Origin of the sequence: Falsiporphyromonas endometrii (assembly GCF_042654485.1) — a bacterium.
Taxonomy (GTDB): Bacteria; Bacteroidota; Bacteroidia; order Bacteroidales; family Porphyromonadaceae; genus Porphyromonas; species Porphyromonas endometrii.
The window spans coordinates 13,185-27,843 of the sequence record NZ_JBHSGO010000035.1; the positions used below are offsets into that span (position 1 = coordinate 13,185).

Annotated in this window: 11 protein-coding genes and 1 riboswitch; of the genes, 3 read left to right on the plus strand and 8 right to left on the minus strand. The window is 40.4% G+C overall.

The features are described from left to right. Nucleotides 1-10 precede the first annotated feature (10 nt). The 6 genes from ACFO3G_RS01850 to ACFO3G_RS01875 form a co-directional block, all read right to left on the minus strand. Nucleotides 11-1,183 carry an AIR synthase related protein gene (locus ACFO3G_RS01850; protein ID WP_380077423.1) on the minus strand — a complete coding sequence of 391 codons (1,173 nt, stop codon included), beginning with the start codon at nt 1,181-1,183 and terminating at the stop codon, nt 11-13. Nucleotides 1,184-1,228: 45 nt separating this feature from the next. Continuing rightward, the gene (locus ACFO3G_RS01855; protein WP_380077425.1) at nt 1,229-2,173 is read right to left on the minus strand and encodes a glucosaminidase domain-containing protein; all 945 of its coding nucleotides are present in this window, start codon (nt 2,171-2,173) and stop codon (nt 1,229-1,231) included. A 309-nt stretch (nt 2,174-2,482) separates the two neighbouring features. Beyond that, complete coding sequence (locus tag ACFO3G_RS01860) at nt 2,483-3,274, minus strand: GIN domain-containing protein (protein WP_380077427.1); 792 nt, start codon at nt 3,272-3,274, stop codon at nt 2,483-2,485. A 99-nt stretch (nt 3,275-3,373) separates the two neighbouring features. After that, the gene (locus ACFO3G_RS01865) at nt 3,374-3,817 is read right to left on the minus strand and encodes a DUF695 domain-containing protein (RefSeq protein WP_380077429.1); all 444 of its coding nucleotides are present in this window, start codon (nt 3,815-3,817) and stop codon (nt 3,374-3,376) included. A 54-nt stretch (nt 3,818-3,871) separates the two neighbouring features. Then, the gene (locus tag ACFO3G_RS01870) at nt 3,872-4,837 is read right to left on the minus strand and encodes a bile acid:sodium symporter family protein (protein WP_380077431.1); all 966 of its coding nucleotides are present in this window, start codon (nt 4,835-4,837) and stop codon (nt 3,872-3,874) included. Between the two features lie 502 nt (nt 4,838-5,339). Continuing rightward, a complete protein-coding gene (locus ACFO3G_RS01875) occupies nt 5,340-6,566 on the minus strand; it encodes a C1 family peptidase (protein ID WP_380077433.1) in 1,227 nt (408 codons plus the stop codon). A 450-nt stretch (nt 6,567-7,016) separates the two neighbouring features. Here ACFO3G_RS01875 and ACFO3G_RS01880 point away from each other — a divergent pair, with 450 nt between their 5' ends. Further along, entirely contained in the window at nt 7,017-9,608 is a 2,592-nt protein-coding gene (locus ACFO3G_RS01880; RefSeq protein ID WP_380077435.1) for a thiol protease/hemagglutinin PrtT, read from the plus strand. 389 nt (nt 9,609-9,997) lie between these two features. Next, a riboswitch (TPP riboswitch) is annotated at nt 9,998-10,100 on the plus strand. 536 nt (nt 10,101-10,636) lie between these two features. After that, nucleotides 10,637-12,892 (plus strand): TonB-dependent receptor, encoded by a 2,256-nt coding sequence (locus ACFO3G_RS01885; RefSeq protein ID WP_380077437.1) that lies wholly within the window; start codon nt 10,637-10,639, stop codon nt 12,890-12,892. A gap of 61 nt (nt 12,893-12,953) precedes the next feature. Here ACFO3G_RS01885 and ACFO3G_RS01890 read toward each other — a convergent pair whose 3' ends face one another. Together ACFO3G_RS01890 and ACFO3G_RS01895 are read right to left on the minus strand one after the other, a co-directional pair. Then, complete coding sequence (locus tag ACFO3G_RS01890; protein ID WP_380077447.1) at nt 12,954-13,877, minus strand: IS3 family transposase; 924 nt, start codon at nt 13,875-13,877, stop codon at nt 12,954-12,956. Continuing rightward, the gene (locus ACFO3G_RS01895; RefSeq protein ID WP_380077439.1) at nt 13,835-14,260 is read right to left on the minus strand and encodes a helix-turn-helix domain-containing protein; all 426 of its coding nucleotides are present in this window, start codon (nt 14,258-14,260) and stop codon (nt 13,835-13,837) included. The genes ACFO3G_RS01890 and ACFO3G_RS01895 overlap by 43 nt, the downstream gene beginning before the upstream one ends. A 191-nt stretch (nt 14,261-14,451) precedes the next feature. Here ACFO3G_RS01895 and ACFO3G_RS01900 point away from each other — a divergent pair. Next, a partial coding sequence (locus tag ACFO3G_RS01900) for a transposase (protein WP_380077441.1) occupies nt 14,452-14,659 on the plus strand: 208 nt, incomplete at its 3' end.

Sequence of the window (14,659 nt, forward strand, 5' to 3'; positions counted from 1 at the left end):
GACTCATCGTTTATTTATAAATAAATTCTCCTTGCTTTGATCGTATAATCAATTCGTTGGCTGTATGATCTTCAACTCTTCCAACAATTTGTGCCGGGATGCCGAAGCTTTCCGAAAGTTCGATCACTTCATTTGCAAACTCTTCCGGGAGGTACACTTCCAATCTGTGTCCCATATTAAAGACTTTGTACATCTCTTGCCAAGGTGTGCCACTATTCTTTTGAATAATATCAAACAGAGGTGGTACATCAAAAAGATTGTCTTTTATGACTTTCTTGTTTTTGACGAAGTGAAGGACCTTAGTCTGAGCTCCACCTGAGCAATGTACCATGCCATGAATCTTATCTCGAAGACTTTGCAGAAGTTTTTTGACGACCGGTGCATAAGTACGAGTTGGCGACAATACAAGCTGACCGGCATTGACACCTAAGTTTTCGATCTCTTCGGTTAATTTCATCTTTCCCGAATAAACCAAATCATCAGGGATCTCATTGTCAAATGTTTCCGGGTATTTTTCTGCCAGGTAGTGAGCGAAGACATCGTGTCTTGCTGATGTTAGACCATTGCTTCCCATCCCTCCGTTGTATTCAGATTCGTAGGTGGCTCTTCCGAAAGATGCAAGGCCAACGATCACATCTCCGCCCGATATATTTTCATTGTTGATGACATGTGCTCTGGGCATACGGCAAGTGACTGTACTGTCTACTATGATTGTGCGAACAAGATCACCAACATCGGCAGTTTCTCCTCCGGTTGCATATGCACCTATACCCATTTCTCTAAGCTGTTGCAAGAGCTCTTCTGTGCCATTGATAATTGCTGCAATGACCTCTCCGGGGATAAGTCTTTTGTTTCTTCCGATGGTGCTTGATACAAGAATGTTGTCTACGGCTCCCACACAGATCAAATCATCAATATTCATGATGAGGGCATCTTGAGCAATTCCTTTCCAAACACTAAGGTCTCCGGTTTCTTTCCAATAGGCATAAGCCAAGGAACTTTTTGTGCCGGCTCCGTCAGCATGCATAATATTGCAGTAGTCGGGATCACCCCCCAGTATATCGGGTATAATCTTACAGAAGGCATTAGGATATATCCCTTTGTCTATGTTTTTGATTGCATTGTGGACATCCTCTTTGGATGCTGATACTCCACGTTGCATATAACGTTCAGTCTCTTGCATAGGTGTTAGCTGTATATATAAAGTTAAGTCTGTACTTAATGTACATTATCTAAGTTTTAGTATATCACCCTCTTCAGGTACATAATCTCCGTCTTTGTCATTTAGACTGTAGAGGTTTTTCATCCTCATACCAAATTTTTGAGCAATGCTGTGCATTGAGTCTCCAACTTGTACGACATATGTGAAGTAGGGTGGTTCTGCTTTTGAGTTCTTCTTTTGAAGGTAAATAATCATATCCTTGCGGATGGGGAAGTCTCTTGGAGCATCATTCCATTTTGCCAACTTTTTGGGGCTAATGTCAAACTCTTCTCCAATGCTATCGAATGTATCTCCATCTTTTGCTATGATATAAAGCAGGCCATAGCAAAGGTATGCCTGTCTCATTTTTGGGTGAACTCCTTTTCCTCTTTTATGAGAATTGTTTTTTTGATTTGAACCAAAGTTGAGATTTCCCTTATACCAAGAAGGTGTTGCCCCTCGGTCAAAAGTATATAGCTCATATATCTCTATCATATTGATAAGGAGATTGGCGTATCCTTTGTTGGTGGCATATCCACATCTTTGAAGACCTATGGCCCAACCTCTATAGTCGGTTATATCCAGTTGGAACAGGCTTCTATATCTTGGTCTTTTGAGAAAGTCCGAATGATCGTCGAAAGATTCTTTTGCTGAGGAATAACTTCGGAAGCATTCACCTCTGGCATCATCATCACGGTAGGTCTTCTTCCCGGCCCATGTCCTGTGACATTTTATTCCGAAATGGTTGTTGTGAATCGAAGCCAAAGTGCTTGTGCCGGCACCGGTTTCCACAAGACCTTGAGCCAAGGTAATACTTGCCGGTATTTGATTGGCTTTCATTTGACTAACTGCTTCGGATGCATATGTAATGATATATTTTTGATAAGTCGGGTTGAGCTTTTGAGCCCGGCCCGAGCATACAGTCATAAGTAAGACTGTCCAAATGATACCAACCTTATATGTTTTAAACATTGCTTTCTATTGTTTGACCTAAAATATTGCCGTGGGTATGACAATGTTATTCCACACCACGCCAACTACAAAAGTAATGATAATAGACACATTATAGAAACTTTAATACCGTGGATACAGTTTTAAATTTATTGAAGATGGTGTTGTATGGCTTCTGAATGGAAGCTAATCATATCTGTTGAATGCAAATATACCGATAGAAAGAGCTATTATTTAAGCCAAAATAAAACATCATAGAATAGACAATCCCACCTATCTGATTGGATGTCGATAGGTGGGATTGTACTTTATAACTAATATGTCGATCTATTACTTTGGGTTGTCCACAGAGATTCTTGAAGCAGATTCAGCTGAGATTGATTTTGATTGGCATTGCAATTGGTCTGCAGTGATATTGGATGCCTCTTCAGCTTTGAAGATACCTATGTTGATCTTCCCTCTGAGCGTTATTTTGGAAGCGCTTTCTGCCTTTATTTCTGATTTGCCGCTTGCGCTGATATTCATGTTGATAGAAGAGGCTTCTTCAGATTTTATTTTGATGTCGCCGGTAGTACGGATGTTCATATCCTTGATGGAAGAAGCAGATTCTGCTTTTATGTCAAATCCTGTTGCTTTTATTGTCAGCCCACTGATTCTTGATGCTTCATCGCACTTAATAGTAACGGGCGCATCACAAAAAAAATGATTTGCTCCTGTTTTACCTTTGAGCGAAGCTGCTCCCGATAATTCTATTTTGCGAAGAGTCGGGACTGTAAGATATGCTTTGCATTGTGGATTCTTGATTTGGCTGAGACCCGATTCGTCAACTTCAATATTTAATTCTCCTAACTCGTTCTTTACTTTTATGCGATCGAGAATTGTCTGAGAGGATACAATCTTGAGGCTATATCGATCACCTTGTTCCAGAGTAACATCAACCATGTTTTCAACCTCTAAGGCATCAAACTTGTCGATCTTGTATTCTTTTGTGATTGTGTCGGGTTCGTTTTGTATCAATTGCCCTAACAGAGACCCTTTGTTTGGTTGTTTGCAACTTGTAAATACCCCGCTTGTCGCTGCGAGAATCAGTAAACTGGTAGTAATGATAAAAGTCTTTTTCATATTGATTGTCGTTGCTATGTTGTCTATTCAAAAGTAATTAAAAATGATTTACCTTGTATAGAGAAGAGATTATATAGACTTCCAAAAACGAAAACATTGTTATCTGTTTTGTGAATCTTTTATTCTCATTGAGAGCATATCGAGGTATTCTTCCCATTCGGGATCGTAGTCACATTCTATTTCGAGAGGCAATAGCTCAAAGTCGTTTAGTGCCTCATTGAGCTTTTCTTGAAAGATCTTTTCATCTTTGACATAGAATACCCAATACTTATGATCGCATCCGATGTGATTTCCTGTGAGTATGCCGCATCCTCGTTGCTCTATAAGAGGTACCAATGCTTGGTGTATTTGTTCTATGAGTATGGCATCCTCTTTTGAGGGCATTCCCGAAGAGTCTCCTTTGTATGGGAGAGTAAGTTCTATTCGGATATTGTATTTGCCGGATTTCCTTGCTTTGTCAAGATTGATCCTGCCATTGACGTATATCAGTCTCTCATTGTCGTCTTGACTTAAAACTGTAAACCATTCATCACTAAGTTGCATATTTCTATTTATCTTATTTTCTGATTTTCGAGTATAAGAACATATAAATCAGTCTTACTTTACTCCTTGCAAAGGTACTTCTTTCTTTTCCTCTTCTTTGGAGTGCCGACACAGTTGATAAGAATTGAAGCAGTTTTGCCAGATTACATAGCTTGCCGGTGCAATGGAACTCAGCGGATTGAGATAAGTTTGTGCCATCCAGATGGCGAGTGTCGTGTTCTTTTGACCCAAAGATTGTCCGATTGTTATTTCATCAGCCTCTTTGCTTTTTCTCCCTATGTATTTGCCGATTGCGAATTGTACTATACAAGTGAATAGACCAATGGCTGAGAGTAGTAAGATATCTTCGATGGGACAATGTTTGTCTATGATAAATTTTACGGTGTTGGCAAGAATAATCATAAGTGAAAGCACCCAAAGCCAGAAGGCTATTTGTGGAATCTTAGCCAACTTTTCGTGCGTTTCGAAGGCAATAAATCTTAGAAACCATGCTGCGGCAAGAGGCCCAAATACCAATGGGGCTACATGTCTAAAAATGAGTATGACAGACTGCCAAAAGTCAATGTTTTGCCCGGGGTAGATCCAAGAAAATATCAAGGGGACAATAAAAGCAATGCCTGTATTGCTTATCAATACATAGGTTGCTCCGACTTTGAGGTTGCCACCCAGCATCGCTATGACAACAGCTGAAGCTGTCGCTGCCGGGCATATAAAGCAGATAAGCATACCTTGAGCAGATATTTGACCAATCTCACCACTCGCCATGTTGCTTATGATGAGGTAAGAGATTCCACCCAGAAAGAGTTGAATAAAAGTTAATACTTGATGAACTTTTTTGAATCTTATCCCTTTGGGAGACAATTTAAGAAAGGTGAAGAAAAGCATCCCTGCAATAAGGTATGGAATCACGCTTCTAAAGATCCACAAGTATTTCCAAAAGATAATCCCTGCCAAGATAGCCAATGGCATACTGAAGTCTTTCAGCCTATGTAAGAAGTGATTTGACAAATGAGGTGTCATAATGTATCTGAATTACTCGGCAAAGGTATAAGAATATGTTTGATTATTTCAGATTTAGTCCAAAAGGAGTGTCGATGCAGAAGAGAATCATTTTTAGCACCTTAGTCTTGATGCAAAAAACATTAACCATGGAGATAGGCATATTACTTACCATACTTTTCTTCTCCAAAAGGCAGTCTAAAAGCGATTCTCAGGTATCCTAAAGATAGATAACGAACGCTCTTTGAGTATTTTAACATTTAGCTTGGGCGATATAATCGACTTCTCTCTTAAGCTTCTTAGAATAATGGCCATTTTAAGGTCAAAAGGGGTTGTCTTATGACTAAATCATGCTCTGGTAAGTTTATATTATTTGTCTAATTAATTACGAGTTAAGCTAAAAGTTTCTGTTTGTCGTACCTATGCTTGAAGTTGTGGTTTTGACATAAAAAAAGGGTCCAAGACATTTTGTGTCTCAGACCCTTTGTCTATGTAGTAAAACTATCTTCTATAAATCAGATATTTACTTGTTGTATTTATTTTTGATACCAAGTTTCTTTGCAATTGCACCCGGGATTGCATCTTTATGAACAACATAGTTCATTGTACGACCTGCTACGAAGTTGCGGCTTGCATACCAGATACCTTTGTACTTACCTGTTTCACCCCAAGAGTTCTTTACGATAAAGAATTCACGACCAATTTGGTTTTTAGCTTTACCAACGATTTGCATGCCATGGTCGTCTGTCAATGTGTAGTTGTCAAAACACTTTTGGCGATATTCTTGTGTCACTTCAATTTCGGGACAATCAGCTTGTTCGATCATCTTTCTGATTTCAGCAATTTTACCTGCGCGGCTAAGTCCTACCCAGCGATCTTGGTCAGATCCTTTTGTTTCGATAGCACCAACATCTGCCAAGATGCCAATACCGTCTCTTGTAAATCCGTTTTCTGATACGTCTGTACCCCAAGCGATAGAATAGCCATTGTCAATAGCATTGTCCATAACTTGCATAAACTCATCCAATGGAAGGTTGTAGCTTGAAGACCATCTCCAGTTATCTTCAATCTCAAGTGGGAATGCAGAGTAGAAAGGATGGTGTGTATAGCTGGTAAGTGAAATATAGTCATCTGCATTTAGGCTGAGAGACTTGGCAAAGCTTTCTGGTGTATATTGTTTACCCTTGTACATAAACTTTTCCGGTGCTGTACCGAGATATGAGTCAATGATGCCATCATAAGCTCTTTCCCAAGCAGTGGTAAGTTTGCCGTTAGGGTTTTTGATAATCTCGTTTAGGAATGCTTGAGCTCCGTCTGCAAGCTCTGAGTGCATGTTTTTGTCGGTACCATAGTTTAGACCTGGCATTACTTCTTGAGGAACAAGGCCATAATGTTTCAATACATACAATACATCATAGAATGAACCGCCTTGGCCATAGTTTAGCTTGCCGTGCATACGAACATACTTTTCGCCTTTGTCTTTGTAAGAATGGCTTACTACGAACATTTCTGACAAGTCAACTGAAGGTTTGCCCATGCGAAGAGCTTCACTTTCGAGGAATCCAATACCTGAGTAAGACCAGCATGTACCTGAGTTGGCTTGGTCTTTGATAGATGTGTAGGGAACTTCCTTCACTGTAGTGAATACATTTGGTCCGCTTGGATTAGCTGCTTCTTGTGAAGCATTGTTTTGGGCAAAAAGCCCGAAGCTACCCATCAAAAGGGCTGCTGTAAAGAACAATTTTTTCATTGTGCCTGTTACTATTTATGTTAGTTTATGAATTGTACTCCATACTGTTTGCACCACAAAAATAAGCCAAAAGACTATGTGAAACAACCTTATAATAGCGATAAATCAAATTACTCTCCAAAAAGAATATATGACTTTAAAGTAGCAGTTAGGAGATATTTCTCTTATTATTCATAATTAAATAAACAGGCCTCTTTTTTAGACTAATTGCTGTTATCTGTTAATCTTCCGAGAGTCTATCGGTTTGTGAGGTTTTTTATATCGAAAGCTGAGGTTGAAGTACTTGTGTATATGACCGAAGTAGATCTCCTCTGCGCAATTCCTCTCATTGTAAGATAGAGTTTGATTTATGGGTGCTTTTCTGTTTGGTTAGGTGAAATCGTCAATAAAAACTATTTGTCTGGTCGTTATTTTTTGTAAATTGCGATGCTGTTATAATATACAACTGCAATGAACATCAATCTTTTGTTATCAAGAAAGATAGTATTGATGTCGCTTCTTTCCATCTTGTTATCTCTTAGTCATGTCTTTGCTAATCCGATAAAAAGAGGGATTGCCGATCGTACAGCTTTGGATTTCTTTGCCAAACATAGCTCTTTGCGTTTGGGAGAAGTGTTACATCCCGTATTAGTTGATACTCCTAAAGTGTCTGACAAAGCAGACTCTTATCCGCTTTATTACATCTATTCAAATGGTGAAAATGGAGGGTTTGTCTTCGTTTCCGGCGATGATAGACTTCCTTCGATCCTGGGCTATTCAATGACAGGCTCTTACAATCCCAAAGATATACCGGATGAGATAAGGGCTTTCTTTGATTGGTATACTGCGTCTTTGAGGGAAATCCTAAAGCGAGATAGAGCAGCGATAAATGCATTTTTTTCCTCTTCTCCTAATCTATTTGTCAAGTCGGAAGTGGCTCCATTGTTAAAAGATATCGAATGGGGGCAGGATTATCCATGGAATGAAAAAACACCATTAAACTATTATAACAATCATACCTTTGTGGGTTGCGTAGCGACATGTATGTCACAGATAATGAAGTATTATGAATGGCCTGATCAATCAGAGGGCTACCATGAGTATAAAGAGAATGAGAGGTGGCATAAAATACATTTTGGAAACAGATATAACTGGAGTGCAATGCCCAATAAGATTATAGGTAAGCAAGTTTCCAAAGAGGCTGTAGACGCTTTGTCCACATTATGCTATGATGTTGGTTTATGCATGGATATGACATATGGAGATGTGGCCAGTGGTGCTTATATGCAGAATGCTGTAGAGGGGGTTGCCCGACATTTCAAATATAGCAAAGGTGCAGTCTTGAGGTACCGTTTTAATTATTCACGAGCTCAATGGGAATATTTGCTCAAAAATGAGTTGTCTTGTGGCAGACCTATCCCTTTTGGAGGCATTTCACAAAGTGTTGGTCATGCATTTGTTTGTGATGGATATGATAAAGAGGGGCGCTTTCATATTAATTGGGGTTGGAGTGGTAAGTACAACGGTTTCTTCTTTATCAATGCTCTTACTCCGGAAGGAACCGGTATAGGCGGGGGTGATCAGGGTAGCGGGTACAACTATAGGCAGTCCGCAATATGTGGATTTGCTCCGGACAGAGCAGGAACTGATGAATGGTCCGAGCCTGTCATCAGTGCTTGGAAGTTTGATTTGGAAGCCGAAAAGAATGAGTCGGGGATTATAGAGCGCTTAAAGACAGCCAAGCTGACTCCTTTTTTGACTTCACTTGCTTTGTATAAGACTACATTCAAACTTGTATTGCAAAACAGAGATAACCCTATGGATCTCGTGTCGATGGAGGCTTCACCCGAAGTTTCTTTATCTCCTTTTGTTGATGCATCAGAGATGACATTGCCTATTCAAGATTTTTCTTCTTTGTCGCTTAAACCTAATACATCTTATAAGGTATATACGGTATTTAGGGGGCGAAAAGGTAGAGATATAGCTTTGGATCATGTTTCGTCCCATTCATCGGAAGCGATGTTGAAGACGAATGATAGAGGCGAGGTTGTAGATATTCATGTTTTGGACTGCTCTCCAAAGTTTAATTTTACGAAGACTCTTTTTAATCTTTGGGGATATGGATATAGCTCAATAACGTTGAATGGAGAGAATCAGAAAGAAGATTATATGGGTAATGCCTCCTATTTCTTCAGGGAGTCAGGTAAGCATAAATGGTATCCTTTGTATACTACCCAATTAAATCTGGAGAAGGGTCCCATAACGACCAAATATGAGACATCATTCTTCCCTATGCCTCCCAAAAGCCATTGTGATATTATGATCAAGACCGATTTGGATCAGGGCGTTATTGTTGGTAAGAATATCGAGGTCAATGACTTAAACAGAAAACAGAAAGGTGTTGTAATCAGGTACGATAATCAGAAAGATGATGAGCCCGATCTTATTTTGTTGGATGCTTCCAACCCTTCCATAAAAGGGTTTACAGTGGAGAATGTCGGACCTGATCCAATTGATTTGACCATTGATTGTTCATTACAAATATCGGAAGATGGGATTGATTGGAGTAGAGGTATCGACTTGTGTTACATTAGTTTAAAGGGCCTTGTCGGAAAAAAGTTCATTCAAATTGACGCTGATAAAAAGAAAGAGGTCTTGCAGAGAGAATATAAAGAGTACAAAGAGAAGACTTCTAAAGGAAAGGAGACCTTCTATGAGTTGGAATTGAGACAAAACTCTTCTGACGACATATCGAAGACTATTATGTATATGTATGTACCCCCAATCAAACTGTATGATAGCACGGATCCGGATTGTACGGTATCCACAATGAAGGTTGGGGATCCATCGCTCAAGGTATATCCCAATCCTTGTACTGATCAGCTTCATTTGTCAGGACTATTACCATCTTCTTTGGTAGAAATGTATTCTTTGGATGGCGTGAGAGTCATGACTGAAAAAGCTGATGATAATGGCACTGCAGAGCTTTATGTCTCAGCTCTCAAAAGGGGAGTCTATGTCATTAAGGTCATAGATAGAGTTGTGAAGGTCCGTTTGGAATAGTCCTTTAATCGGGATAAAATGGGCTGCATAAACCCTTTATTTCTGAGAGGTTCAAAGGTAATGGTTATATCTTTGGACCTCTTTTTTTTATTCCAATTATGTCAAAAGAAAAAGGTATAGTTATTCCGGACTGATTTTGGCATCCTAACAAAGACCCCGTGGAAGAGTATGAATGAGATTTGCTTATGAGCGTGACAGAATCCGAATACCGAAACCAACGAAGCAGATTGCCTTTGCGTAGTAGTTTCGTCGGAGGTTTAAAGTAGGCTGATAGGTCATAGAGATATCGCTTAATTTCTTCGACAGCATATGATTCCCATCCTCTTGCCTAAGCGCGAATATTCATAGTCGCAAACAAATATGTACCTTTGCAGGGTCATTAAGCAATTTTGCGGAGATGGGGGTGTCTTGATAATCTTAATCAAGGCTGAGATGAGACCCTTACCACCTGAATCGGATCATGCCGACGTAGGGAATCAGCGCTAAGGAATACCTGGGCTGTTATCATCGTTGTTGTGTCAAATGTCTCATTCTTATGTGGGTGGAGTTTGGCTTGCCATTAGAATGTCATTTGCGATAACAGCAGTTTGTAGTCTCGTTGTAAAACCTAAATATGTCGATAGTAAAGAGATCGCATTTATGAAGTTCTTTTGAACTGATTATGGCATCTGTTTTTCATCCTAACGATCTAAAGACATTTTATATTAAATCTTATCCCCCTATTTAAGCAGTTTGTTTTTTGCCTTGTGGAGGCGTCGGACTTCGGTGCGATGTGTTTTTCGTACCGGTCGTAACGAATGTCTCTGTTGAGCTTACTATTTCAGAAAGACGAAGCCTTTCTGAAGGAGACTTGGCTCAATGCTTCAGATACAAGAGCTGAAAGGGAGGGTGAAGGGAATATTGTTATGACCAAGCCCTAAACTTGAAGGTAAGGTAGTAGATAAGGTGTTGTGCTAAGGTCTCAAGATGTGATAAGACAAATAATTGGGCGGCAGTGTGCTGTCTGTAATAATATTATAAGTATTAAAATGAACAAGACTATTATCAGAGTGGTGGTTGCAGGCCTTGGGTTAAGTTGTTGCTTAAATCTGGGTGCTCAAACTCTCTCGTCCAAACAGGAAGATTCAACCAAAATCATCAAATTGGAGGAGGTGCAGGTGATTGCCGGCAGGGCAACCAATAAGACTCCTATGAGCTTCTCCGAAATCAAAACTAAGGAGCTAAACAAAACGGCCTATGGTCAGGATTTGCCGTATTTGCTATCTCTTTTGCCTGGTGTCGTTATGACAAGTGACGCCGGTACCGGTATTGGATATACATCACTTAAGGTGAGGGGAAGTGATGCTTCCCGTATCAATATAACAACCAATGGAGTGCCCCTTAATGATGCAGAGAGTCAAGGAGTATTCTGGGTTAATATGCCTGACTTCTCTTCTTCATTGCAGGATGTACAGTTGCAAAGAGGGGTAGGTACCTCTTCAAACGGTGCGGGAGCCTTTGGAGCTACCCTTAATATGCGTACACAAGGTATCAAGACTTCTCCGTATGCAACGGTCGATCTTTCGGGAGGAGCTTATGGTACTTTCCGAAGAGGCATCAAACTTGGTACCGGACGTATAGCCAATCATTGGGCTTTCGATGCTCGCCTTTCGAAGATTAATTCGGATGGATATATTGATCGTGCCAGCGTTAATTTGAAATCTTATTTTGCTCAAGCTGCCTACTTCAATAATGGTACGCTCCTGAGATTGGTTACTTTTGGTGGTGAAGAGCATACCGGTATTGCTTGGAACGGTATCAATCCGGATAAGATAGACAAGCTTGGTCGTCGCTTTAATGATGCCGGAATGATGGAAAAAGGCAACTTCAAGGACTTCTATAAAAACACTGACAACTACGACCAACGCCATTATCAAGCGATACTTACGCAGGAGTTGAGCGACAACTGGACCCTCAATGCTACTTTGCACTATACTCGCGGTAAGGGATATACGGATGAATTCCGTCTCGGAAGAAAGTTGGAAGAGTACGGTCTCCAAGTATTTAAGGATAGCGAAGGCAATAAGGTGAAAAAGAGTGACCTCCTAAGACAAAAGCACTTGGACAATCATTTCTATGGTCTGGTAAGCTCAGTAACTTACAAAGGAGAAAACTTTGACTTTACTTTCGGTGCTGCCGGCAATATGTATGATGGCAAGCACTTTGGCTATGTGCGATGGATTAGAAATTACTCGAAGGCTGTGTTGCCAAATAAGAAATATTACAACAATACATCGGACAAAGATGAAGCATCTGCTTTTGTAAAAGCCAACTGGCAACCGATCGACGGTCTCAACCTGTTTGCCGACCTTCAGTATCGTGGCATCTCGTACAAAATAGACGGTGTTAGCGACAATAGAGATGAGAAGACCAAGACAATGGCTCTCCTTGATATTGATAAGACATTCAACTTCTTCAATCCTAAGGCTGGTGCTGCATATCAGATTGATCAATATAATACAGTCTACGGATCAATCTCAATTGGGCACAGAGAACCCAATCGAAAAGCATTTACCGATGCAGGAACAAAAGGACTTCCAACGAGTGAGAAGATGATCGACTATGAGCTTGGTTATAGGTTTGACAGCCGATACTTTCAGGGCGGAGTCAATCTATACTATATGGATTACAAAGATCAGCTTGTAATGGATGGTCGTTATAGTGATGTCGGTCAAATGTTGTTTAGCAATGTCCCTAATAGCTATCGTACGGGGGTAGAACTTCAATTGGCTTGGACTCCCTGTCGTTATTTTAGATATGACCTTGCCGGTGCCTTCAGTCGTAATAAGATCAAGGATTATTCACAAGCTTTTGCTCAATATGGACCCGGAGACAAGTTTGAAGTCATCATGGAAAAGATGAAGGATACAGACATTTCTTATTCTCCCAATGTGGTGATGTCTCAGAGATTGACCGGTATGTACAAAGGCTTTGAGATTGCCCTTCAGACACAGTATGTAAGTCGTCAATATCTGGATAATACACAGAGAAAGAACAGATCTATGGAGGGATATTGTGTGTCAAATCTAATGGCAAGCTATCACTTCAACCTCCCTTACACCAAGGGTTGTGCAGTATCTTTTTTGGTTAACAACCTATTTGATACAAGGTATAACAACAATGCTTACATTTATGATGGTGGCTATACCGTCGATGAAGAAGGACATAAGACAGAGTTTACAGAGTTGAGAGTATTTCCACAAGCTCCTATTCACCTGATGGGTGCTTTTACACTTAACTTCTAAGACCTATTAATCCATATTGACTCGTCCTAAATAACCGTTACAGTTATTGGACAAAAATAAACTATTTCTCAAACAGATTATCAAGGCCGGCCTTGATAATCTGTTTCTTTTTGTAGGTTTTAATCTTAACGCGATTTTGATGATGCATGTACTCAGGGGTATTATATCCACAAGAGAAATGAGGCCTAAGCCTGTTGTATTTACAAATCGCATCCTTCACGGCCTGCTTCATATGCTGCGAAGGAAGATGGAGCTCTTCAAGGAGGAATTCCTGCTTGAGTATTCCGTTTACCCGTTCAGCCACGGCATTTGCGTACGGATCGTAAGATTCCGTCATACCGGGAGTTATTCTATATCGTTTCAATAATTTTTGATACGCATTGGAACAATACTGTATTCCCCGGTCTGAATGATGTATCGGTGGCACATCTTTATACAGCCTGTTGCGATTGGCCATTTTTAATGCCTTCAGGGGACCTTGGGTTTCTAATGAATCGGAGAGATCGTATCCCATAATCTTTTTTGAATAGGCATCCGTGATCAGAGAGAGGTACATATGGCCGTTCCTATTGCCTATATAAGTGATATCGGACACCCATACCTCTTCCGGACGTGACACCACCATGTTTTCAATCAGATTTTTATGCTTCCGGAACCGATGATGCGAGTTCGTCGTCGTATGGTACGAACGTGCGGGTTTTATAAGAAGGTGGTTGGCCCGAAGTATGGCAAAAAGCCTGTCCCGACCGACCTTTTTCTTCCTCAATGGCAAATGGAGCATATGATAAAGCTTGCGAGTCCCTATGCGAGGTATCTCCAAACGGACCTCCCGCACCATCTCTACCACCTCGGTGGCTCTTTCCCGGCTTTTGGATATGCTCCACTGCTGACGGTAATACTTCTGCCTGCTTATCCCGAGCAGTCTGCAGACTCCGCTGATACTTACGGATTTTTCTTCTTTATATTGGGTGACTGTTCGGGACAGGAGTTTTTTCTGATGTCGATATCATACTCCTTTTCTGCAATATCTATCATCATATCGAAAAACTCTGCTTTCATGTCTTTCTGCTCGAGTTCTTTTTCCAATCGGGCGTTCCTGCGTTCAAGCAGCCTTACCTTCTGCCGTAATTCCAGAAGTTCTTGATCCTTACTCTTTTCCATTGGCCTGAGTGTTTTGTTTGAGATGTCGAAGTTCCCATATTTCTCTATCCACCGCTTAACGGTTTGGTTTCCCTGTATTCCGTATTTGCGCTGAAGATAACATAAACTTGCTTTACCGCTTTCATACTCTTGAACTACCGATAATTTAAAGGTCATGCTGTAATCCTTTTGGGTACGCTTAACATACTTGTTTTCAGCCTTTTCCATTCGTTACTCTTTTTAGGTGTAACGCTATTTTAGGACTAGACATATTCCAAATTTTAGGGGGCTGTGTCAAAATTCCATTTGGCGCAGCCCTTTCTGTTTTTTGAAAAAAGTTTCAACTTTCTTTATATAAGTCTTTTCCATGTCATGAATAATAGTTATCTTTATGGTATACAAATAGTTATGTAAATTAAATGATGCATTTCCGCCATCATAATCGCAACACGATGATTCTTTTTCCGGAAAGAATCGATCAAGACATTGAGGAGAACGACCCGGTAAGGCTTTTGGATGCCTTGGTGGATAGTCTGAATCTTAGATCGTTTTACAAACTCTATCATGAGCGCGGCCGCAGTCCCTATCATCCGGCCATGATGCTCAAGGTCATTCTCTACGCCTATA